The sequence below is a fragment of the Psychrobacter cibarius genome (assembly GCF_016107535.1).
Taxonomy (GTDB): domain Bacteria; phylum Pseudomonadota; class Gammaproteobacteria; order Pseudomonadales; family Moraxellaceae; genus Psychrobacter; species Psychrobacter cibarius.
On sequence record NZ_JABASQ010000001.1, the window covers coordinates 113,381 to 135,836 of the forward strand.

A 22,456-nucleotide genomic window follows, 5' to 3' on the forward strand; every position below is an offset into this window, starting at 1 on the left:
ATAGCGCTCCCATCAAACACTTTCTGCACAAAAGATTTGAGACCTTAAAATTGAACGTCGCAAAAGCAAAAAACATACAGCATAAAAAATACTACAGCGCACTTATCATTCCATCGACAAGCAAAACCTTAGTGATAAACCTGCCCGTAATATACCCCTTTTAGTCATCAGTATACCACTATGTATGAATACTCTTCATCGGGATAACACAGTACCGTGAGTTATCATTTTTTGATAGAGCAAGTGATTCATAGCGCTCATAAGCCATTACGGCGGCTCTTTGTTATCAACAATAACAGGAGTAAGCACTACGGTTTACTGTAAGTTTAGACAGCCATTTGATGATAAAAAATACTGAATATAACTAGGCATAGCTGATACTAAGTGAGGAATAACATGGGCAATAATTACAACTTCAAAGGTGGTAAGCTCATCACTGACTGGCGACCTGAAGTAGAAGAATTTTGGGAAGGAGGCGGCAAAAAAGTCGCGCGTAGAAATTTATGGATATCCATTCCATCGTTGCTATTGGCATTTGCAGTATGGATGGTATGGAGTGCCGTCATCGTCCGTCTGCCAGAGATTGGTTTTGATTTTGATGATGGGCAGTTGTTTTGGCTCGCCGCGCTGCCCGGACTATCAGGGGCAACGCTGCGAATTTTTTATTCTTTTATGGTGCCTATCTTTGGTGGGCGACGTTGGACAGCAATATCTACCTTATCCCTGTTAATTCCAGCATTATGGATGGGCTTTGCGGTTCAGAACTCTGATACGCCATTTATGATATTTGCCATCATTGCCCTACTTTGTGGCTTCGGTGGTGGTAACTTTGCCTCCTCCATGTCCAATATCTCGTTCTTCTTTCCAAAAGCAGAACAGGGCACTGCTCTTGGGCTAAACGCGGGTTTGGGTAACCTTGGCGTGTCGGTGATGCAATTCGTTGTACCGATGATTATATTAGTAGCAGCCTTTGGTAGCTTAGGCGGTGACCCACAAGTCTCTGCAAGCGGTCAGCTGTTTTATCTACAAAACGCAGGCTTTATTTGGGTACCCTTTATTCTGCTATTTTCAGCACTGGCATGGTTTGGCATGAACGATATTGCCACTGCTAAAGCTTCCTTTAAAGACCAATCCGTTATCTTTAAACGCAAACATAACTGGATCATGTGTATCCTATATATGGCGACCTTTGGCTCGTTCATTGGTTTTTCAGCCGCGTTTCCGATGCTGATTAAAAACTCATTTCCCGCCATTGATGCGCTTAAGTTTGCCTTCTTGGGTCCTTTAGTTGGTGCACTATTTCGCCCCTTAGGTGGCTGGATATCTGACAAAACCAGTGGCGCAAAAGTGACTTTTTGGAACTATATCGTGATGGTATTGGCGGTAGTGGCGGTGATGTATTTCCTGCCTAGCGAGACTCATGAGGGCAGCTTTGTCGGATACTTTATCTCCTTTATGGTGCTGTTTATTACCACGGGTATCGGTAACGGCTCTACCTTTACCATGATTCCCGTTATCTTCAGAACCTTTCATGAACGCCTTGAACCTCAAAAAGCAGGTACAGAGGACTTGTTTGTCGAGATACGTAAAGAATCAGCAGCAGTGGTTGGCTTTACCTCAGCGATAGCAGCCTATGGCGCATTCTTTGTCCCAAAAATGTTTGGTTCAGGACTGGGTGTTGATGGTACTTTTATCGCTTTAATTGTCTTTTATGTTCTCTGTATTGTGTTGACATGGTGGTATTACAGTCGCCCTAATGCTGAGATTCCTTGCTAAAGCAGCCTTGTATAAATCATCCTCTAAAAACAGATTTTTAAATTAAAAACATCTCTCTTTATAGTGCTACTTGCCAGCGTAAGTAGCACTTTTTTTATTTTTACCAATCCATATTTTGCTTATAAACAAGCCCAACTCATAAATACTTAACGATTTTTTAAGCAAATTTTATCATTTACCGCTACTACTAAGGTGGTAGTGCTCTGCTCATGTTAGCGGATAGCAAGAGGGCGATGGCTTACTTAAAATAATACCATCGAAAAATATTTACAGCTTGGGCAAAGGGTTGTTTTTACCACGCCATTCAGCTTTAGATACCCCATAGGCAATAATACAGAGGATAGCGAAATGAGCCATTTACTCGACCAATTCCGTTTTTTTAAACGTAAAAAGGGCGAATTCTCCGATGGGCATGGTGAGACGCGCGATGAGTCTCGTGACTGGGAAAATGTGTATCGTAGCCGTTGGCAGTATGACAAAGTCGTGCGTTCAACGCATGGGGTCAACTGTACCGGCTCTTGCTCATGGAAAATTTACGTAAAAAACGGCTTGGTCACGTGGGAGACGCAGCAAACTGACTATCCTGAAACCCGTCCAGACTTACCAAACCACGAACCGCGTGGCTGTCCTCGTGGCGCAAGCTACAGCTGGTACATGTATTCAGCGAACCGTGTGAAATATCCTAAAGTACGTAAGCCGCTTCTAAAATTATGGCGTGAAGCCAAAGCGCAGTATCCTGATCCAGTCGATGCGTGGGGCAGCATTGTCCAAGACCCTATCAAAGCAGAACAGTATAAATCCAAGCGCGGTTTGGGCGGTTTTATTCGCTCAACGTGGGCAGAAGTCAATGAAATTATCGCTGCCAGTAATGTCTATACCGCCAAAACTTTTGGTCCTGACCGTATCGTTGGTTTCTCTCCGATTCCTGCGATGTCGATGGTCAGTTACGCCGCCGGTAGTCGCTATTTATCACTTATCGGCGGTGTTTGCTTATCATTCTATGACTGGTATTGTGACCTGCCACCAGCGTCGCCAATGGTTTGGGGTGAGCAAACCGACGTGCCAGAATCAGCCGATTGGTATAACTCTGATTATATTATTGCCTGGGGTTCAAACGTCCCGCAAACGCGTACACCAGACGCGCATTTCTTTACCGAAGTTCGTTATAAAGGCACTAAGACAGTCTCCATCACCCCTGATTATGCTGAGGTTTCTAAGTTAACTGACTTATGGCTAAATCCAAAACAGGGTACTGACGCGGCTGTTGCGCAAGCATTCTGTCATGTCATTATCAAAGAATTTTATCTTAAGCAGCCAAGTGACTATTTCTTAGATTACGCCAAACGCTATACCGATTTACCAGTCCTTGTGATGCTAGAGGGTGAAGAAGGCGCACGCCGTGCTGGTCGCTATCTACGCGCTTCTGACTTAATCGACAATTTAGGTCAAGAAAACAATCCTGAATGGAAAACCATCGGTCTAAATAGTGATGGTGAACTGGTTTCTCCACTCGGCTCGATTGGCTATCGTTGGGGCGAAAAAGGCAAATGGAACCTTGAGCAAAAAAATGGTACGACAGGCGCAGAGATTGACCTAACATTGACTTTAAAAGACAGTAATGAGACCTGCAAAGTCGGCTTTGATTACTTTGGTCATGTGGATCATCCACATTTCACCTCGGTACCGGGCGAAGCGATACAGCAAAAAACCGTTCCTTGTAAAACCATTACCCTTGCCGATGGCAGCACCGCTATCGTTGCGACCGTCTTTGATCTAACCGTTGCCAATCTTGGGGTGGATAATGGCGTTGGTGGCGAGCATGTCACTGATGACTATGACGATGCAACCGTACCGGGCACGCCTGCTTGGCAAGAAGTCATCACCGGTCTAAGCCGTGAGCGCGTCATCCAAGTCGCACGTGAGTTCGCGGAGAATGCTCATAAAACTCATGGTAAATCGATGATTATCATCGGCGCGGGTATGAACCACTGGTATCACCTAGACATGAACTATCGCGGCGTGATTAACATGCTGATGCTATGTGGTTGTATCGGTAAATCTGGCGGCGGCTGGGCACATTATGTTGGGCAAGAAAAACTGCGTCCTCAAACGGGTTGGTTGCCATTGGCATTTGCGCTTGATTGGCATCGTCCGCCGCGTCATATGAACGGCACGAGCTTCTTTTACAATCACAGCTCACAGTGGCGTCACGAAACCATTTCTGCCCATGAGATACTCTCGCCTCTCGTCGATAAAAAATTCTTCCCTGAGCATATGCTTGATTACAATATTCAAGCAGAGCGCGCAGGTTGGTTGCCTTCAGCACCACAACTCAACCGCAACCCACTGACCATCGCTGCTAAAGCCAAAGAAAGTGGCAAAGGCGTGGAAGAATATGTGGTCGATTCTCTCGAAGATGGCAGCTTACGCTTTGCTTGTGAATCACCTGATAACCCAGCCAACTTCCCTCGCAACATGTTTATCTGGCGCTCAAACCTATTGGGCTCATCCGGTAAAGGTCATGAATATATGCTGCATTATTTCTTGGGCACCAAAAACGGCTTGCTCAATAAAGAAAATGCAGAAGGTCACCTACAACCAAAAGAAGTCGATTGGGTAGAAAAAGGCCCGACTGGTAAATTAGACTTGGTTGTCACGTTAGACTTCCGCATGTCTTCTACCTGTTTGTATTCTGACATCGTACTACCGACTGCAACGTGGTATGAAAAAGATGACATGAATACCTCAGACATGCATCCATTCATTCACCCATTAACCGCCGCGACTGACCCTGCGTGGGAATCTAAGACCGATTGGGAAATTTATAAAGGCATTGCCAAGAGCTTCTCAGAAGTATCAAAAGGTCATTTAGGTGTTGAAACTGACGTTGTCACCTTGCCAATGCAACATGACACCCCAGGTGAATTGGCACAACCATTTGGTGGCACTGACTGGAAAACGGCTGGCGAAAAACCTGTACCGGGTAAAAACTGCCCAATGATTAAAGTGGTTGAGCGTGATTATCCGAGCACTTATAAAAAGTTCACTTCTATGGGTCCTGCCTTAGAAAAACTGGGTAATGGCTCAAAAGGCTTGAATTGGGATATGAAAACCGAAGTCAAACAGCTGGGGGATTTAAACCACCGCGTCACTGAAACCGGTATCTCTGAAGGCAGACCGCGTCTTAATACGGCGATTAACGCTTCTGAGATGATTTTGATGCTCGCGCCTGAGACCAATGGTCATGTGGCGGTAAAAGGCTGGGCTGCACTCTCTGAATTTACTGGTCGCGACCATACTCATCTTGCCAAATCTAGCGAGCACGAAAAAATCCGCTTTAAAGATATCGTTGCCCAACCACGCAAAATCATCTCAAGCCCAACGTGGTCAGGTATTGAGTCAGATCAGGTCAGTTATAACGCCGGTTATACCAACGTCCATGAGCTGATTCCATGGCGTACGATTACTGGTCGCCAGCAGTTTTATCAAGACCATCCTTGGATGCAGGCGTTTGGTGAGCAAATGCAGCAGTATCGTCCACCGATTGATACCAAAACCACTGAGCTGCTCAAAGACGCTAAACCAAATGGCAATAAAGAGATTGTACTGAACTTCTTAACACCGCACCAAAAATGGGGCATCCACAGTACCTACTCTGAAAACTTGCTGATGCTGACCCTAAGTCGCGGTGGACCTTGTGTCTGGATGTCAGAAGTCGATGCGCAAAAAGCTGGCATCGTCGATAACGACTGGATTGAGCTGTTCAATGCTAATGGGGCAATCACTGCCCGTGCCATCGTTAGTCAGCGGGTCAAAGAAGGCATGACCATGATGTATCACGCCCAAGAAAAACTGGTCAATATTCCCGGTTCTGAGCAAACAGGCACGCGCGGCGGTATCCATAATTCGGTCACTCGGACGATTTTGAAGCCGACCCACATGATTGGTAGCTATGCCCAGCAGTCTTATGGCTTTAACTATTATGGCACCGTCGGTTGTAACCGTGATGAATTTGTCGTGATTCGTAAAATGTCAAAAATCGACTGGCTAGAAGATAAGCCAGATAACGAATTGCCACGTCCATTACCAACCAGCATTGAAGGGTAAAGCTGTTTCTTCTATCGAAAAGATATCCTGATTTCAGGATATCTATGAAGAACATAAAGCTGCTTTTTTACTATTATTTGGAGCACAGATCCATGAAAATTCGTTCGCAAGTCGGCATGGTGCTTAACCTTGATAAATGTATCGGTTGTCACACCTGCTCAGTCACCTGTAAAAACGTCTGGACCAGCCGTGAAGGTATGGAGTATGCGTGGTTTAACAACGTTGAATCAAAACCCGGTATCGGTTATCCCAAAGAATGGGAAAACCAAACCAAATGGAAAGGCGGTTGGATACGCAATGCCAATGGCACCATCAATCCGCGTATCGGCGGTAAATTTAGAGTATTGGCCAATATCTTTGCCAACCCTGACCTGCCAGAGATTGATGATTATTACGAACCGTTTGATTTCGATTATCAGCATCTGCATACCGCGCCTATCAGTAATCATCAACCTATCGCCCGCCCGCGCTCAGCCATCACTGGCAAGCGTATGCAAAAGATTGAATGGGGTCCTAACTGGGAAGAAATCCTCGGCTCAGAGTTTGAAAAACGTCGCAAAGATAAGAACTTTGACAACATTCAAGCGGAGATTTATGGCGAGTACGAAAACACCTTTATGATGTATTTGCCACGTCTGTGCGAGCATTGCTTGAATCCAACTTGCGTCGCATCATGCCCAAGTGGCGCGATCTATAAGCGTGAAGAAGACGGCATTGTCTTGATTGACCAAGAAAAATGTCGCGGCTGGCGCATGTGTATCTCAGGCTGCCCGTATAAAAAGATTTACTACAACTGGAAGTCGGGGAAATCTGAAAAATGCATCTTCTGTTATCCCCGTATTGAAGCCGGCTTGCCGACCGTTTGTTCAGAAACCTGTGTTGGTCGTATCCGCTACTTGGGCGTCTTGCTTTATGATGCTGACAAAATCGCTGAAGCAGCAAGCACACCTAACGAGCAAGACCTTTATCAAGCACAGCTAGACGTATTTTTAGATCCAAATGACCCTGCGGTTATCGCCCAAGCATTAAAAGACGGTGTACCGCAATCGGTCATTGATTCAGCCCAGCGCTCACCAGTTTATAAGCTAGCGATGGATTGGAAGCTTGCGCTACCGCTACATCCTGAATACCGCACGCTGCCGATGGTTTGGTATGTACCGCCATTATCACCGATTCAAAATGCTGCTGAAGCAGGCAAAGTCGGTATGGATGGTTTGATTCCAGATGTCGACAGTTTACGTATTCCACTGCGCTATTTAGCAAACATGCTTACCGCAGGCGATGAAGAGCCAGTACGTCTAGCATTGAAGCGCCTACTGGCTATGCGTAGCTACAAGCGTATGCAATTGGTTGAAAAACAAGAAGTCCAAAGTATCTTGGATGATGTGGGTTTGACCAAGCTGCAAGTGGAAGAGATGTACCGCTACTTGGCTATCGCCAACTACGAAGATCGCTTTGTGATTCCAACGGCGCATCGTGAAGAAGCATTGAGTGATGCATTCGCTGAGCGTAATGGTTGCGGATTCACCTTTGGCGAAGGCTGTTCAGGACATTCGGACAATAGCATGTTTGGACAACGCAAAACCAATCGCCGCGATTTCATCGATACTGTCCAAAAGTGGGAGTCATAAAATGCAAACTACTCAACTTAATAACAGCAGTTCAGTGCATGAGCCAATTACCCAACCAACCATCGGCAACTCGGATTTGAAGCTACTCAAGGTACTCAGTCTACTTATCGATTATCCAAGCAATGAGCTGTTTCTCGGCGATACGCTTGCCGATTGCACCGAAATTGTCGCCAAATCAACACTGATTAGCCCAGAAGTACGGACGCAAATCATCGACTTGATTGAAGATTTAATCGATACCGGCTCTCTTGAGGCGCAAGCGCGTTATGACGGTTTGTTTGAGCGCGGGCGTTCTTTATCACTATGGTTGTTTGAGCATGTACATGGCGAGTCGCGCGACCGTGGTCAAGCGATGGTCGATTTGATGGGTCAGTATCAAGAAGCGGGCTTTGAGATTAGCGTTAAAGAGCTGCCTGATTATCTGCCTTTGTATCTTGAATTTTTAGCGTATCAAGCAACCATTATCGAAGACGACATTCAAATTCGTATGGATATCGCTGATGTTAGCCATATCCTCGCTTTGCTTGCCGCCAGATTAGAAGGTCGCGGTAGCTTGTATAAAGGCTGCTTTAATGCGCTATTGCAAATCGCTGGTAAACCGCTCGATATCGTTGAAGAGTACCAAGAAAAAATCAGCAAAGAAAAGCGTGATGACAGCTTTGAGGCATTAGACAAAGAATGGGAAGAAGAAGTGGTGACGTTTTTAGATGCGCAACAAGAAGAGCGCTGCCCGTCACAAACAAGTACACAAAATCTTGCAGCAAAAGCTGGTATAAAAAATGCCTCTGCTACAAATGCAGTCGATGCTCCAGTGCACTGGGTAGATTTTAAAACCAACCAGCCGGTTAAATCATAATAAGGAGAAAGGACATGAATATCGCAGATCCTAGTGTGCAGTCTTTAGCCAACCTAAACTGGCTACAAATTTTCCTTTTTGGCGTTTATCCGTATGTGGCATTGACCATCGCTATTATTGGTACTTGGGTACGTTTTGATTTATCTCAGTATTCATGGAAGACAGGCTCGACGCAAATGCTCAGAAGCAAAAACATGCGCCTTGCCAGCAACTTATTCCACGTTGGCATTATCGTGGTCTTGCTGGGTCATTTATTTGGCATGTTGACGCCGCATTTTCTCTATGACCGCTTTATCAGCGCCGGACATAAGCAGATCTTAGCGGTGGTCGTTGGGGGTATCGCAGGGGTGTTTTGCTGGTTTGGCTTGGTCATGCTCATGTGGCGACGCTTTACTGATGACCGTATCTCAAACACCTCATCGTTCTCAGACAAGCTGGTACTGGTGCTGTTATTTATCCAGCTGAACTTAGGTCTGCTGTCCATCTTTACGTCAGTGAAACATTTAGATGGCTATACCATGATGAATTTGGCAGGCTGGGCACAGGACATCACAATCTTAAGACCTTTGCAGGCAGCGGCGCGCATTGAGCAAACTGACTTAATTTATCAGCTGCATATGGCGCTCGGCATCACCCTGATTGCGATATTTCCGTTTACACGGCTTATTCATATCATTAGCGCACCAATTTGGTATTTCGGCCGTCGCTATCAAATTGTCAGACAAAAGAACTCTCAGTAAGGCTATAGAGCCGTATCTAAATGGAATGGCATTTTTAACCCTATCCTCACCTAGATATTGCTCTTTACCCTACCTTTGACGATGAATCAACACGCGCTATATTTTAGAATTTCTATTACCAGAATCCTTAGTGGAGCAAAGCCATGACTGTCAGTACCTACAATCCAGCCGACCATGCGACCAACCAAAACGCTCATGTGCACAGTGGTAAACATCACAGCCATGATAATGACAATCACAGTCACAGTCACAGTCACAGTCACAGTCATGCCGATCACACTCCTACTGGTCGCGGTGATGATATTCTTAGAGTAATGCCAACCTTGTCTGATTTGCAAAAACCGCATTCTGACCAAGAGTTCATCGAAAAAGCAATGGCAGAAGAGCGCAGTAACCATAAAAACCTGATTGCCTCTAGCCGTGATGAGCTGCCTTCAGTGACGGTCAATGGGGTGATGATAGATAGAACCAATATCGCCCAAGAGCTGCAATATCATCCAGCAGAAAACAAAGAAGACGCCGTCTTTTTAGCGACGCAAGCACTGGTTGTGCGCGAATTACTGAGATTGGCGGTTTTAGATGAGCCAAGCCTTGGTGAAGCAGCATGGGAAAACGACGAAGAGCAAGCTATCTCTACTTTAATAGACAAAAACGTTCAAGCAACGATGCCAGATATGGCAACCTGTGAGCGCTATTATAGCCAGAATATTACGGACTTTAAGACCGATCCCATCATGACGGTACGCCATGTTTTATTGGCATGCCCGCCTGAAGATGGCGATGAGCGCTTAAAGCTTAAAAAGACCGCGTACGAGTTTATCGAACAAATCAAAAATAACGCCAATCCTGATGCCGAGTTTATCCAATTGGCACGCCAGCATTCGGCTTGCCCTTCAAAAGAGCAAGGCGGCGAATTGGGGGTTATTAGCAAAGGACAAACCGTACCAGAATTTGAAGGTGTATTGTTTAAGCTAGATAAAGGACTTGCGCCAAGTCCTATCGAAAGCCGTTACGGTTTTCACATCGTTGAGGTGCTCAATAAACAACCTGGTATTCAGATGACTTACGAGCAAGTCAGCCCTGCAATCCATAATAAATTGAGCCAGCAAGCCTTTCACCAAGCATTATGCGATTATTTGTTTACCTTAGCGAATGAGGCGGATATCGAAGGTATCGAGATGACGCTTGAGCAAGAGAATATCTTCCGCGGCTAAGCAGTCCGCTGTCGGTCACTTAATTCTTATGTTATAAAGGTTCTTGTGATACAACACCCTTTTTATGCTATGTGTCGTTCAATATCAATAACACAGTTCAATATTAATAAAATGAGTAGACGTTTATGATTACGGTTGCAGAGCTAATCTCTGAAATACAGCAGCGCATAGAAGCTTATAATACTAACGACTGTCCGCTACATAAAAGAGCGGTCGCAAGCTACGATTTATTAGACAGCCGTCATCATATATTGGCAGAAGATATTGTCTCGCCTTTTGCCATACCAAGACAAAATCTATCGGCGATGGATGGTTATGCGATCGCTAAAGACAGCATACTCTCAGCAGATAGCACGATTGATATCGTGGGTGAATCACAAGCGGGCAGTCCTTATAGTGGCGACATTTCAGCAGGACAAGGGGTGCGTATCTTTACCGGTGCGGTCGTTCCTGATAGCTGTGATACGGTCATCATGCAAGAAAACACCAACTTTGCCGCCATAAAATGCAGCATTGATAAATCGCAGCTTTATGCTATTACCCTCAGTCAAGACGCTAAGCATGATGACAATATCCGTAAACAAGGCGAAGAGATTGAAGCTGGTGAAGCGGTTTTATTAAAGGGTAAACGCCTAAATCCTGCTGATATTAGCTTATTGGCTAATTTGGGCTTTGGTCAAGTGACGGTATATCAGCCTTTAATCGTTGGTGTGCTCGCAACCGGTGATGAGCTGGTTGTGATTGGTAATGAGCTGACCACCTTGGCGCAAATCTATAACTCGAACACGCCTACCCTAAAAAGCTTACTCGCTGATTTGCCCATCACTATTCGTGATTATGGCATTATCCCTGATGACTTAGATAAAACCACCACCGCCGTAACCCAAGCCATGCAAGAGTGCGACGTCCTTATCTCTACCGCTGGTGTATCGGTTGGCGACTATGATTTTTTAACCACTGTCATTGGGCAGCTTGGGCAAATTAATCACTATAAAGTTGCGATGAAGCCCGGTAAGCCATTTGTCTTTGGCGAGCTAACTAAAGATCTTGCCAAGCCCGTACTATATTTTGGCTTACCCGGCAATCCGCTATCGACCATCGTTGGTAGTCTACAATTTGTGATCCCAGCCTTGTGGCAAATGGCAGGCGCTGCGCCACAAGAGCGACCTATGCAGTTAAGTCTCACTGCAACGCTTAAAAATGATGTCAAAAAATCAGCGGGACGGATGGATTTTCAAAGAGGCATATTGTCCCAAAACGAACTTGGTGATTTCCAAGTTGAAAGCTTTACTAAGCAACAATCACACCGTATCAAACAACTAAGCCATGCCAATTGCTTTATTGTACTAGCACAAGATTCTGGCAATGTAGCCGCTGGTGAAACCGTAAAAGTGCAACCTTTCCCTTGGTTACATTGCTAAATAATCGCTAAACAACAGCTAAATAATTGAGTCATTAATAACGGTATAGCTAAAAAGCCGCATGGCTAATCAATGGTATAAAGCGTTACACAGTTAATCATTCTTTATACTGTTGATTAGCCATGAATCATGAGAAACTGCTTGGGGCGTATCTTGATTTTAAAAATCATAACCAAGTAGCATCTACTACTTTAGTGGTAGTTTTTGGGTCACTTACGGTGAATGGTTATTTGCTAGCAAGCTGTCATAATCGTGTTTAAATAGAACTTCCCACTCACAACCTGAGGCAACGCCTAAAAGTACACACTATACTTAATATTAATGGTAATCATCTATGAACCATCTTGCCCCTACCCTAGGTAATGCGCAATTGTATTCGCCTGCCGCTGCACCCGTTATTTTTGATGGTGACTCATCATCGAACGTTGCGACAAAAGCTGCTAGCACGTCGACGTATTTTCCGGTCACGCTCTCTCAACCATTAACCGATGGTTTCGCACGACGTCTCACCTATTTGCGTCTATCGATTACTGATTTCTGTAATTTTCGCTGTGAATATTGCCTGCCAGATGGCTATCAAGGCAAACCACCACAAAACGAGCTCAGTGTCAGCGAAATTGCCACGTTAATCCGCGGCTTTGCCCAAGTTGGCACTAAAAAAGTCAGAATTACTGGCGGTGAACCCTCTATACGCCGTGATGTGGTAGAGATTATTAAAACCATCAAAAACACCAAAGGCATTGAAACGGTTGCCATGACCAGTAATGGTTATAAACTTGGTAAGCACTTAGCCAGCTGGCAAGCGGCTGGACTGAATCAGCTTAATATCAGTATGGACAGCTTTGATGCCGCAACCTTCCATAAAATGACTGGCTTTGATATGTTGCCGCAGCTCTTGGCTGATATGGATACTTTGCTTGCAACCACAGATATCAAGCTAAAAATAAACAGTATTTTAATGGCAGAAACCGCCTTTGAAAATTTGATGAATGCCATCGAATATATCAAAGATAGAGCGGTCACTTATCGCTTTATTGAATTTATGCAGACCAGTGATAATAGCGATTTATTTTTTGCGCAGCATGCACAGTCCGATATTATTACCAATTACTTATTAAAAAATGGCTGGCAAACTCATATACGTGGCAGCAACGATGGACCAGCGATAGAATACAGCCATCCAGATTATCAAGGGCGTATTGGCATGATTGCCCCTTATGCTGCGCATTTTTGTGATAGCTGCAATCGCTTGCGGGTCAGTAGTCAAGGCAAGGTGCATTTGTGCTTGTTTGATCAAGGTAATTACGATATTCGTCAGCACCTAGAGCAAGACGATGTCGCAGGACTTGTTAATACCCTCCATAGCTTTATGCCAATCAAACCTGAACATCATCATCTTCACGAATCAAACAGCGGCATGATGAATAATTTGTCGATGATTGGTGGATAAAATCAATAATTTACCAATAATAAAAACTTCTATTTCCATAACAAGCGTATTTATTAAGGATTATTCATGAGTAAGCTGCAAGCACCCTTTACCCCGCTTAATATCTCCATCTTAACGGTTTCTGATAGTCGTACTCTTGCAGAAGATACCTCAGGGCAGTATTTGGTTGACCAACTGACCACAGCAGGTCATCAGCTGGCTGATCGTCAGCTGATTATTGATGATATTTATAAAATCAGAGCCGTCATCAGCGGTTGGATTGCCGACCCAGATGTGCACGCTATTATCACCACTGGCGGTACTGGCTTTTATATTAGAGACAGCATGCCAGAGGCGGTTGGCGTATTGTTTGATAAATCGGTCGATGGTTTTGGTGAGATGTTTCGCTTAATCTCAAAAGACGATATCGGCATGTCTACCATCCAATCTCGCGCTGTGGCTGGCATGGCAAATGGCACGGGCATTTTTTGCTTACCCGGCTCATCAGGCGCTTGCCGCACTGCTTGGGAAGGTATCTTACAAGAGCAGCTTGATAGCCGCACACGCCCCTGTAATTTTGTCCCACACTTTATGCGCACCAATCCAGGTCACGATTAATTCATGCTTGAAGTTGCGGATAGCTTAATAAAGATAGATAAATGCAATCATTTAGTAGGTATTGTGATTTTGGCAGGCGGCGCGTCCAAACGTATGGGAACGCCAAAAGCTGAGTTGATACTCCCGACAGGTGAGCGTTTAGTTGATTATCATGTTAGACAAGCGCTTGAATTGAGTGCTGCATTGACAAGTAACTTACCTATTATGATTGCGGATAATGGGCGTGGATTTAGTATCAATCCAAATTTGATTAAGAGTTCGAAGTCATCAATTTTTCATATTAGGGATTATCTATCTGCTAACAGTCTTTCTAACAAGATTCTGTCAAGCAATGATGATAAGCCGATTGAAACAGGTGGCGCGTTGGTAGCGATTGAGTCAGCGTTGCAGTCATTGAAGATATTAGCAAATGCGCCTGAACTAACCGAAATGCCAGACATACAATCCTCTTGGCTGCTGGTTATTAGCTGTGATAGCTTGATTCCTGTCACCGATTTATGGCAAAAACTGCAACCTTATATTACGCAAGCTGATGGTAAATCTGTCATCTGCCTAACCGATGAACATCACCTATACCCCTTGTTAGGTTTATATCGTTTAAGTATTGAGCCTGAGTTAAAGCAGTATATTGACGCTGGACAGCGGCAAGTGATGAAGTTTATTCAGCCGCTTGTGCAGCCTGTCCCTTTTGCAAAAGACTGGCAGTATTTAACCAATTTTAATACGCCTAAAGATTTTGAGCATGCCTATTTAGCTTTAAACGACTTATAAAAAGGTTTATTGAGAGAAACTAGCTTTCAGAAAAACTGACCATTTAAGAGAAATAAAAATGAATAGCGATAGTCAAAAAAACAGTAATCCACCAAGCAAGCAGCCAAGAAACCAATCTGGTCTCTCCCATTTAGACAGCGACGGTGATATCACCATGGTCGATGTGAGTGGCAAAACGCCCACCACCAGAGAAGCACATGCAAGCGGACAAGTGGTTTTTCCTACAGACATTTATATGCAAATCAAAGCCGCTGACGGCATGACAAAAAAAGGCAGCATCACTCAGACTGCTCATATTGCCGGTATCATGGCAGCCAAACGTACCCACGACTTGATTCCACTTTGCCATCCTCTGCCCTTAGATAAAATCAGCTTAAGCTTTGCATACGATGATGCAAACCATAGCATTGCCGTGACCGCCACGGTTAAAGTTACTCATAAAACTGGGGTAGAAATGGAAGCATTAACCGCCGTCAGTGTCGCTTGCTTGACCATTTATGACATGACCAAAGCCATCTCGCATGACATTGTGATTAATAATATTCATTTGATGAAAAAAACGGGCGGTAAGTCCGACTATCAACATACCTGAAAGTAATTTGAAAACTATAAAGTTAAGCAGTTTATAAATAAGGGAGATTGCTATGAGCACTTTAATAGAAAGCAATACAAATTCTAAGCTAGACACCACGATGAATATTAACGTCTTATATTTCGCTAGCTTAGCTGATGAAGCCAATTGTCATGAAGAAACAGTCACTGTGCCCCAGTCGACTTCATTGACCGAGCTGTATGAACAGCTGAGCCAAAAGCATCGCTTTAGTCGTCCGCAGTCGGAGCTACGCGTGGCGGTCAATGACTATTTTGCCAAGTGGACAGATGAGATTTATGAGGGTGATAGTGTGGTTTTTATCACCCCAGTGGCTGGTGGTTAAAACCATTTAAATATCATTTGTATCACTAAGAATCTTAAAAACAATAAGAGAAAATGGTTATGACAGACAATGTACACGGTCAATCGATGAGCATTAAACGTACCATTGATGAGGCATACCTCATCGCTGAACGTGATGGTTTTGCGCTGTTAGATACCGATATTGATGAAACTCGTCTTAAAAGCACCCTTGATAATGACAGTTGCGGCGCGTTTGTCTGCTTTGAAGGACGGGTACGCAATCACAATAATGCCAGTAGCGTCAATCGTTTGACCTATTATGGCTACGAAGATCTTGCCATTAATCAAGGTCGCGCCATTATTGAAGAAGCCAAAAAGCGCTTTGAGATTACCCATGCCATTGCCATCCATCGTATCGGTGCATTAGAGATTGGTGATGTCGCTATTTGGGTTGGCGTGGTTTCCGCCCATCGCTATCCTGCCTTTGATGCTTGTCGCTGGATATTGGATACGATTAAAGCCGACATTCCAGTTTGGAAGCAAGAATATTACCAAGACGATTCATCTAAATGGCTTAGTAATAATGGGTAATAATGCGCTTCAAATGACTACTTAAAGCGATAGCTAACCTTTAGCAATAACAGTGAGCGACACTGGCGAGCAATAATAAGAAGGCTTCATAATAATGATTAAAATAATAACGATATCATCAGCTTGCTTAGCATTAACGCTAACCGCTTGTAGCAAAGAGCAAACCGCTGAGCTTGTTCAATCGGACGCCAACAATGCCACTGAGCAAAGTCAAACACTGCGCATCGCAGCGGCTGCCAACTTATCAGATGTATTGCCTGAAATTATTGCGGGTTATAAAATGGATAAGAACTTGCCTGCACAAGCGATTGACGTGACTTATGCCTCTTCAGGTAAGTTATATGCGCAGATTACCTCTGGCGCACCTTACGATATATTTTTATCCGCCAATCAAGAATTTCCTGCCAAGCTTGCCACAGAAAAACTAGATAACGCAAAATCTGCTGACGAAGCAACCCACGAGCCCTTTACTTATACCCAAGGTCAGCTGGCACTTTATAGTGTTAACAAGTCTCTTAAAGGACTCAACCCTACTACTTTAAATGCATTATTGATGTCTGAGTCTGATAGCAAAATCACCATTGCCAATCCAGAACTCGCCCCTTATGGCAAGTCGGCACAAGCCTATCTACAAACGCAAAATATCTTTGACACGCTCACTGAGCAAAGTCGCATTATTCAAGCTGAAAATATAGGGCAAGCGTTTCAATATGCGCACACTGGTAATGTCGATTATGGCTTTGTCGCTCAATCACAACTGACAGCGATTAAAGCCACGCCTGAGCAGTTCTATACGTTAGCGCCAGACGCTTATCCTCCTATTTTGCAAGACGGGTTGGTGATTAGTGACACTACTGCCGCGACCGATTTTTCAAACTATCTGCGCTCGTCTGCTGGACAACAGTATTTTTCTGACGCAGGTTATCTTGCTATAGAGTAAGACAACTTTGATAAAAAATGCGCTCTAGCGGTTCTCATCGGAGCGTTTAATACTGTCTGGACTGGCATCATAAATAGCCTCTAATTCTTCTGTTGTCAGATAGCGCTCAACGATAGGAAACAATTCTCGTTCTTCAAAACGAATATGATCATATAGCAAGGTGGCGAGTTTTTTGACTTGTCCAACGGTGACGTGATTGCTTTGAGAGTGCGGCAAATCTTGAACCTCTGCCATGAGTGCATGCAGGGACTTGTGCTGCGCATCAAGTGTATTTAGTACCGATGCCACCTCAGGTTTGGAGCTGCTATGAGGCTGTAAGGCATGAGCCATTAGATTGTCTTCAATCTGAAAATGCTGTTGCATCTCGTTAATATAAGACGTGATATTTAGCCAATGCTCGGCAATTGCGTTAGGTTCATCAGCACACTCTTTAGCATGGCGAGATAGATTCAGACCTAGATGATGTTGACGAGATAATGGTTGTAACTGTGCGACGCGTTTCATGATTAAGTACCTCAGTTAATCGACATAAAGCCCTATGTCAGTGGCATTTAAGGATTGTTATCTATGCTTAACTATATACTCATACTACACTTGTTAGGCGCTACTGTCTGGACAGGTGGTCATCTGATTTTGACCTTGGTGGTCTTACCAAAAGCGCTATCATCCCGAAATATTGATGGCCTGATGCAATTTGAGCAGCTGTTTGAAAGGGTTGGGATGCCAGCTTTGGTGCTGCAAATAATCACTGGACTTTGGATGGCCTACCAGCTATTACCCAACATTGCTGCATGGTTTAAACTTGATAATGATTTTAGTATTCTTATTACTCTCAAATTACTATTATTACTAATGACTGTTCTGGTTGCCTTGCACGCTCGTTTCTATCGAATACCCAGATTGTCTATTCACACCCTGCAAGGATTTTCAATCAATATCATATTGGTCACTTTGTTTTCTGTCGCCTTTGTTGTCGTTGGCACGCTCTTTCGCACAGGTTTAAATTAGGATGTGTCATCGTTTAGGTTATTAGGGTCTGTTGAACATTCGACCACGGCACTGACAGTGACTATTTTTTAGTCGATTTTAGATTAAAAATATCTAGTTTAGTCGTTCTAAGCGGATGTTTTTAATGACGAAGCGGCAAAAAAGAGTCCTGTCTCTTTGAGCTGATGTTAAAATCGCTTCATACTGTGTTGCAAGTCTAGCTAAGGCACGAGCATTATCTTCAATTTGCGCCTTGTCTGAAACGATTTGATCAATCAGCAGTGCCTATTTGTGAATGTTCAACAGACCCTAATATGTCCTAATATCTTATTGAATTCAACCACCTTAACATCTTCTTAACAGCGTACTTGTTACTGTAAGGCATTACACTCCTTACCATCCTGTTGAGAAGTACTTGTATGTCAATATCTCAAGCCGCCAAAATCAATGCGCCCAATGCTAATAAAAAAAGCCGCTCCCTAAGCAAGCTCTATAATCGCGAGATTAATCTCAATCATCTGATCATAGTCGTTGCTCTGTATTTAGTAGCGTCGGCGAATATTGGCTTTTTTGAGCAAGTACTCAGCGTTTATCCATTTAGCACAAACGCGGGCTTTATTTTTTCCATCATAGGCTTATTATTTGGGCTGATATGGTTGGTGTTGTCACTGCTGTGTTATCGCTCAACAGCAAAAGTAGTGCTTATCATAATGGTGCTGATTGCAGCTATCTGTGGTTACTTTACCGACGCCTACGGGACGATATTTAATCGTGATATGCTCATTAACGGCTTACAAACCGATCAAGCAGAAGCTATGGGATTAATGGCACCCAGTCTATTTATTCGCCTGTTTTTATTAGGTATAGTGCCTGCTTTTATGATTGGTAACATTCGTCTAAAGCGATTGTCTTGGCAACAAGCAACCCTTCAAAAATCAGTCACCCTATTATTACCTATCGTATTGGTAGCGGTGTGTCTAGTGCCATTTGGTGACCAATACGCCAGCTTTTTTCGCCAGCACAAAATAGTCCGTAGTTATGTCAATCCTATTACCCCTGTTTATTCTGTTATCAAACTGGGTACTGATTATATCGCTGAGCGCCGTCGTCCCGATACGCTAATCCCCCATGCCACAGATGCAAAACGCAGCATTTCTTTTAACACTAGCAACAGCGCTGTAAAACCTAAGTTGATGGTATTTGTAGTAGGAGAAACCGTCCGCGCTGACCATATTGGCTTAAACGGTTATGAGCGCAACACCACGCCTTTGCTTTCAAAACAATCAGACATTTACAGCTTTAAAGACGCCTCGTCATGCGGCACATCCACCGCCTATTCAGTACCTTGCATGTTTAGCTACGCCAATAGAGAAAATTATGACCCTGATAGCGCTAGCTATAATGAAAACGTGCTCGATACACTACACAAGCAAGGCGTCAAGGTCGTTTGGCGAGACAATAACTCTAGCGCCAAAGGGGTGGCTGACCGCGTAACTTTTGAGGATTATAAAACAGCCGCGCTCAATCCAGATTGTGATATTGAGTGTCGAGACATAGGCATGCTTGATGGTTTTGATAAACTGGTTAAGTCAGGCAGCTCACAGAAAGAGACACCTAAAGACACACTTATTTTGCTGCATCAAATGGGCAATCATGGACCCGCTTATTTTAAGCGTTACCCTAAAGATTTTGCAGAATATCAGCCCGTCTGTATGACCAATGAGCTATCAAAATGCGACAACCAATCGGTTATCAATGGTTATGACAATGCCATTCGTTATACAGATTATTTTTTAAATAGCGTGATCGACATCTTAAAACCTTATGAGCAAGATTATGAGGTGGTGATGGTATATATTAGTGATCATGGAGAAAGTTTGGGCGAAAACAATATTTACTTGCATGGTCTGCCATACGCTATTGCGCCAAATGCTCAAAAGCACGTGCCAGTGATTATTTGGTCACCGAATGGCAACGGCATTGATAGCAGCACTATTGCTAAGACTAGCCTAGCTAACATGATTGATCAGCCCGTATCACATGATTTTATTACGCCAACCTTGCTTCAGTTTTTTGGTATCACCACTGACGAAACCAAAGCAGCACCCACCTTTTTTAAAGTGGCTAATTGAATTCTTTATCATCGCTCCGCCTTTTTAGGTAATAATACTCATGTACAAGATACTCATCATTGAAGACAATCCCGATATCGTCGCCAATATTTATGCTTTTTTTGAGCCGAAAGGCTTTGAGCTAGACAATGCCCATAATGGCATTAGTGGCTTAACGCTCGCATCAAATAATCGATATGACGTCATTTTGTTAGATGTCATGCTGCCGGGTATGGACGGCACTAAACTGTGCAAAAAGCTCAGGGAAGAGCGGCATGACAAAACGCCAGTATTGATGCTGACCGCTCGCGATACGATTTTAGATAAAGTGGCAGGATTCGATAGTGGCGCTGACGATTATCTGGTTAAGCCTTTCTCATTGGTGGAATTAGAATCTCGTATTAAGGCTCTCATACGCCGACATAAAGATGATCATTTTGAGCATAGTTTAACTGTTGGCACGTTGTCTTTAAACCATAGTGAGCATACGATTACACGTGAAGGCAAGTCGCTAAAACTCACACCAACAGGCTTCAAAATACTACATACCTTGATGAGTGCGGCGCCGCGCGTGGTTAGCAAAACCGAGCTGGAAGAAAAGGTATGGGGCGAAGACATACCAAGCAGTGATGCACTGCGCACTCACATGCATGGGGTCCGTGCGCAGGTAGATAAGCCGTTCGATAAAATCATGATAGTCACGTTGCCCGGTGTCGGTTACCAGATTATCGATCCAGATAAAGCCTAAAAAACCATCGTCTGATGTCCTTATTTGACTCTCAACGTCTTTCATATCGTCTTTCACAACGAAGTAAATACCATGTTTAATATCGACTCCATCGCCAATAAGTTTCGACTCTCCTACTTGTTATTTGCCCTATTACTGTGTGCCACTTTCGTCAGTATTTTCATGTATGCCGAAGTCAGAATGGAGCAACAGCTGGTCAAAGCTCGCTTATTGCAACAGTTAGAGCTTAGCCAAGAAAAAGAAGGCGATCAGCCTATTTATAGCGCTGAACCGGGTATTAAAATTTATCGCTTCGATAACGCACCGAGCAATCTGCAAAAACTGACCACCCAAACCGTACAAGAAATGCCCGTCACTGTCACCACTAAAAATGGTCAATCGACAACAGAGTTACATTTTTTTAACTATAAAAAAGACAAAGAAAACTACATTTTAACCTACTTAGAAAATACTGAAATGGTGATGGGGAATTACCCTGTTTTAGCCATATTTGAGCATTTAGAAGACATATTTGCCAACGCCCTAAAAATAGCGGTCATTTTGAGCTTATTGATTGCAGCGATATTTTCATCGCTGTCCTCCAAGCAAATCATTAAACCTTTATTAGACTTAAAGCAAGCCGTAGAAACAGATCATCGCAACTTGACGGAATTGACGCATCTGCCCTCCGAGGTTGGCGTGTTAGCACGCGCAATCGATGAAAAAAACCACAAACTTGAGCAGTACCTCAAACGCGAGCAGCTATTTACTGGTGATGTCAGTCACGAGCTGCGCACGCCTTTGACGATTATCATGGGGGCATCAGAGGTATTGTCCTCACAACTAGAAAACGACCCTCACTTGAGCGCATTTGCCACTCGTATCAGTACGACCGCCAAAGAAACCTCGGAGATTATCAGCGCCTTATTATTGCTGTCTCGTGCTCCTGAAAAACTGGATGCACCGCCAACGTCTATCAATGACATCGCGTTAAATGAAGTACAGCGCTTAAATTACTTGCTTCGCCATAAGTCAGTCACTTGTAAAATAGTCGCAGAACAGCTGTATGTCGCACACGTACGACCTGAACTGCTAAAAATGGCACTGGGTAATTTGATAAAAAATGCGTTTCAGTACACCGATGAGGGTGAGGTCATCATCACTATCGATGCTGAAAAAATCACCGTCACTGATACTGGTCTAGGTATTCCTGAGGTGATGATGCAGCTGCTATATGAGAGATTTGAACGTCTAGAGCAGCAGTATAAAGACATCTCATTGGATACAGAATCGTCATTGGCAGCTGACGCCCATTATCCAGTAGAAGGCACAGGCTTGGGGCTCAGTATTGTACAGCGCATCATGACACATATGGGCTGGCAGCTTACCCATCAAGTCAATCCGTTAGGTGGCAGTACTTTTATCATCAATTATCATTAGAGCAGATCTCTATTTAAAAAAAGCTTAACGTTTTCTTAATGCCTGCCCGCTTATACTTAATATCTGCTGATTTATTTTGTCCATTTATTTTTTCCACGATTACATAGTTAAATAGTTAAATAGTTAAATAGTTAAATGATTGAATGATTGAATGATTGAATGATTGAATGATTGAATGATTGAATGATTAAAATTTATCGCA

The 22,456-nt window shown here is 43.8% G+C and carries 19 protein-coding genes; 18 read left to right on the forward strand and 1 reads right to left on the reverse strand.

Features of this window, described 5'->3' with window-relative positions; genetic code table 11:
- Positions 1-396: 396 nt before the first annotated feature.
- The 14 genes from JFC08_RS00495 to modA all read left to right on the forward strand — a co-directional run bounded on the left by JFC08_RS00495 (position 397) and on the right by modA (position 16,989).
- Positions 397-1,776 (forward strand): NarK family nitrate/nitrite MFS transporter, encoded by a 1,380-nt coding sequence (locus JFC08_RS00495; RefSeq protein WP_198329299.1) that lies wholly within the window; start codon positions 397-399, stop codon positions 1,774-1,776.
- Positions 1,777-2,124: 348 nt separating this feature from the next.
- The gene (locus JFC08_RS00500; protein WP_198329300.1) at positions 2,125-5,883 is read left to right on the forward strand and encodes a nitrate reductase subunit alpha; all 3,759 of its coding nucleotides are present in this window, start codon (positions 2,125-2,127) and stop codon (positions 5,881-5,883) included.
- 92 nt (positions 5,884-5,975) lie between these two features.
- Positions 5,976-7,514 carry a nitrate reductase subunit beta gene (gene narH / locus JFC08_RS00505; protein WP_055125087.1) on the forward strand — a complete coding sequence of 513 codons (1,539 nt, stop codon included), beginning with the start codon at positions 5,976-5,978 and terminating at the stop codon, positions 7,512-7,514.
- Between the two features lies 1 nt (position 7,515).
- Positions 7,516-8,370, forward strand: coding sequence for a nitrate reductase molybdenum cofactor assembly chaperone (narJ, locus tag JFC08_RS00510; protein ID WP_198329301.1), 855 nt, complete (start codon positions 7,516-7,518; stop codon positions 8,368-8,370).
- A 14-nt stretch (positions 8,371-8,384) separates the two neighbouring features.
- Complete coding sequence (narI, locus tag JFC08_RS00515) at positions 8,385-9,110, forward strand: respiratory nitrate reductase subunit gamma (protein ID WP_045447153.1); 726 nt, start codon at positions 8,385-8,387, stop codon at positions 9,108-9,110.
- Positions 9,111-9,424: 314 nt separating this feature from the next.
- The gene (locus JFC08_RS00520) at positions 9,425-10,324 is read left to right on the forward strand and encodes a peptidylprolyl isomerase (protein ID WP_420825200.1); all 900 of its coding nucleotides are present in this window, start codon (positions 9,425-9,427) and stop codon (positions 10,322-10,324) included.
- 125 nt (positions 10,325-10,449) lie between these two features.
- Positions 10,450-11,745 (forward strand): molybdopterin molybdotransferase MoeA, encoded by a 1,296-nt coding sequence (locus tag JFC08_RS00525; protein WP_198329303.1) that lies wholly within the window; start codon positions 10,450-10,452, stop codon positions 11,743-11,745.
- A gap of 334 nt (positions 11,746-12,079) precedes the next feature.
- Positions 12,080-13,195, forward strand: a complete 1,116-nt coding sequence (gene moaA, locus JFC08_RS00530; protein ID WP_198329304.1) for a GTP 3',8-cyclase MoaA — start codon at positions 12,080-12,082, stop codon at positions 13,193-13,195.
- Positions 13,196-13,261: 66 nt separating this feature from the next.
- Positions 13,262-13,792 carry a molybdenum cofactor biosynthesis protein B gene (gene moaB, locus JFC08_RS00535; protein ID WP_198329305.1) on the forward strand — a complete coding sequence of 177 codons (531 nt, stop codon included), beginning with the start codon at positions 13,262-13,264 and terminating at the stop codon, positions 13,790-13,792.
- Positions 13,793-13,795: 3 nt separating this feature from the next.
- Entirely contained in the window at positions 13,796-14,563 is a 768-nt protein-coding gene (gene mobA / locus JFC08_RS00540) for a molybdenum cofactor guanylyltransferase (protein ID WP_198329306.1), read from the forward strand.
- Positions 14,564-14,621: 58 nt separating this feature from the next.
- Positions 14,622-15,155: a cyclic pyranopterin monophosphate synthase MoaC gene (gene moaC / locus JFC08_RS00545; RefSeq protein WP_198329307.1), complete on the forward strand. Its 534-nt coding sequence runs from the start codon at positions 14,622-14,624 to the stop codon at positions 15,153-15,155.
- A gap of 52 nt (positions 15,156-15,207) precedes the next feature.
- Entirely contained in the window at positions 15,208-15,498 is a 291-nt protein-coding gene (locus JFC08_RS00550) for a MoaD/ThiS family protein (RefSeq protein WP_060491602.1), read from the forward strand.
- Positions 15,499-15,557: 59 nt separating this feature from the next.
- Positions 15,558-16,049 (forward strand): molybdenum cofactor biosynthesis protein MoaE, encoded by a 492-nt coding sequence (locus tag JFC08_RS00555; protein WP_198329308.1) that lies wholly within the window; start codon positions 15,558-15,560, stop codon positions 16,047-16,049.
- 94 nt (positions 16,050-16,143) lie between these two features.
- Positions 16,144-16,989, forward strand: coding sequence for a molybdate ABC transporter substrate-binding protein (modA, locus tag JFC08_RS00560; protein WP_198329309.1), 846 nt, complete (start codon positions 16,144-16,146; stop codon positions 16,987-16,989).
- 24 nt (positions 16,990-17,013) lie between these two features.
- Here the strand turns inward: modA and JFC08_RS00565 are convergent, their stop codons facing one another.
- Positions 17,014-17,493, reverse strand: a complete 480-nt coding sequence (locus tag JFC08_RS00565; RefSeq protein ID WP_198329310.1) for a hemerythrin domain-containing protein — start codon at positions 17,491-17,493, stop codon at positions 17,014-17,016.
- Between the two features lie 63 nt (positions 17,494-17,556).
- On the opposite strand from JFC08_RS00565, the gene JFC08_RS00570 reads away from it, so the two are divergent.
- The 4 genes from JFC08_RS00570 (at position 17,557) to JFC08_RS00585 (ending at position 22,254) form a co-directional block, all read left to right on the forward strand.
- The gene (locus JFC08_RS00570; protein WP_198329311.1) at positions 17,557-17,997 is read left to right on the forward strand and encodes a CopD family protein; all 441 of its coding nucleotides are present in this window, start codon (positions 17,557-17,559) and stop codon (positions 17,995-17,997) included.
- Between the two features lie 398 nt (positions 17,998-18,395).
- On the forward strand, positions 18,396-20,108 hold the full coding sequence (locus JFC08_RS00575) for a phosphoethanolamine transferase (protein ID WP_198329312.1): 1,713 nt from the start codon (positions 18,396-18,398) through the stop codon (positions 20,106-20,108).
- Positions 20,109-20,148: 40 nt separating this feature from the next.
- Complete coding sequence (locus tag JFC08_RS00580; RefSeq protein WP_198329313.1) at positions 20,149-20,835, forward strand: response regulator transcription factor; 687 nt, start codon at positions 20,149-20,151, stop codon at positions 20,833-20,835.
- Positions 20,836-20,907: 72 nt separating this feature from the next.
- Positions 20,908-22,254 carry a sensor histidine kinase gene (locus JFC08_RS00585; RefSeq protein ID WP_198329314.1) on the forward strand — a complete coding sequence of 449 codons (1,347 nt, stop codon included), beginning with the start codon at positions 20,908-20,910 and terminating at the stop codon, positions 22,252-22,254.
- The last annotated feature ends 202 nt before the right edge of the window (positions 22,255-22,456 follow it).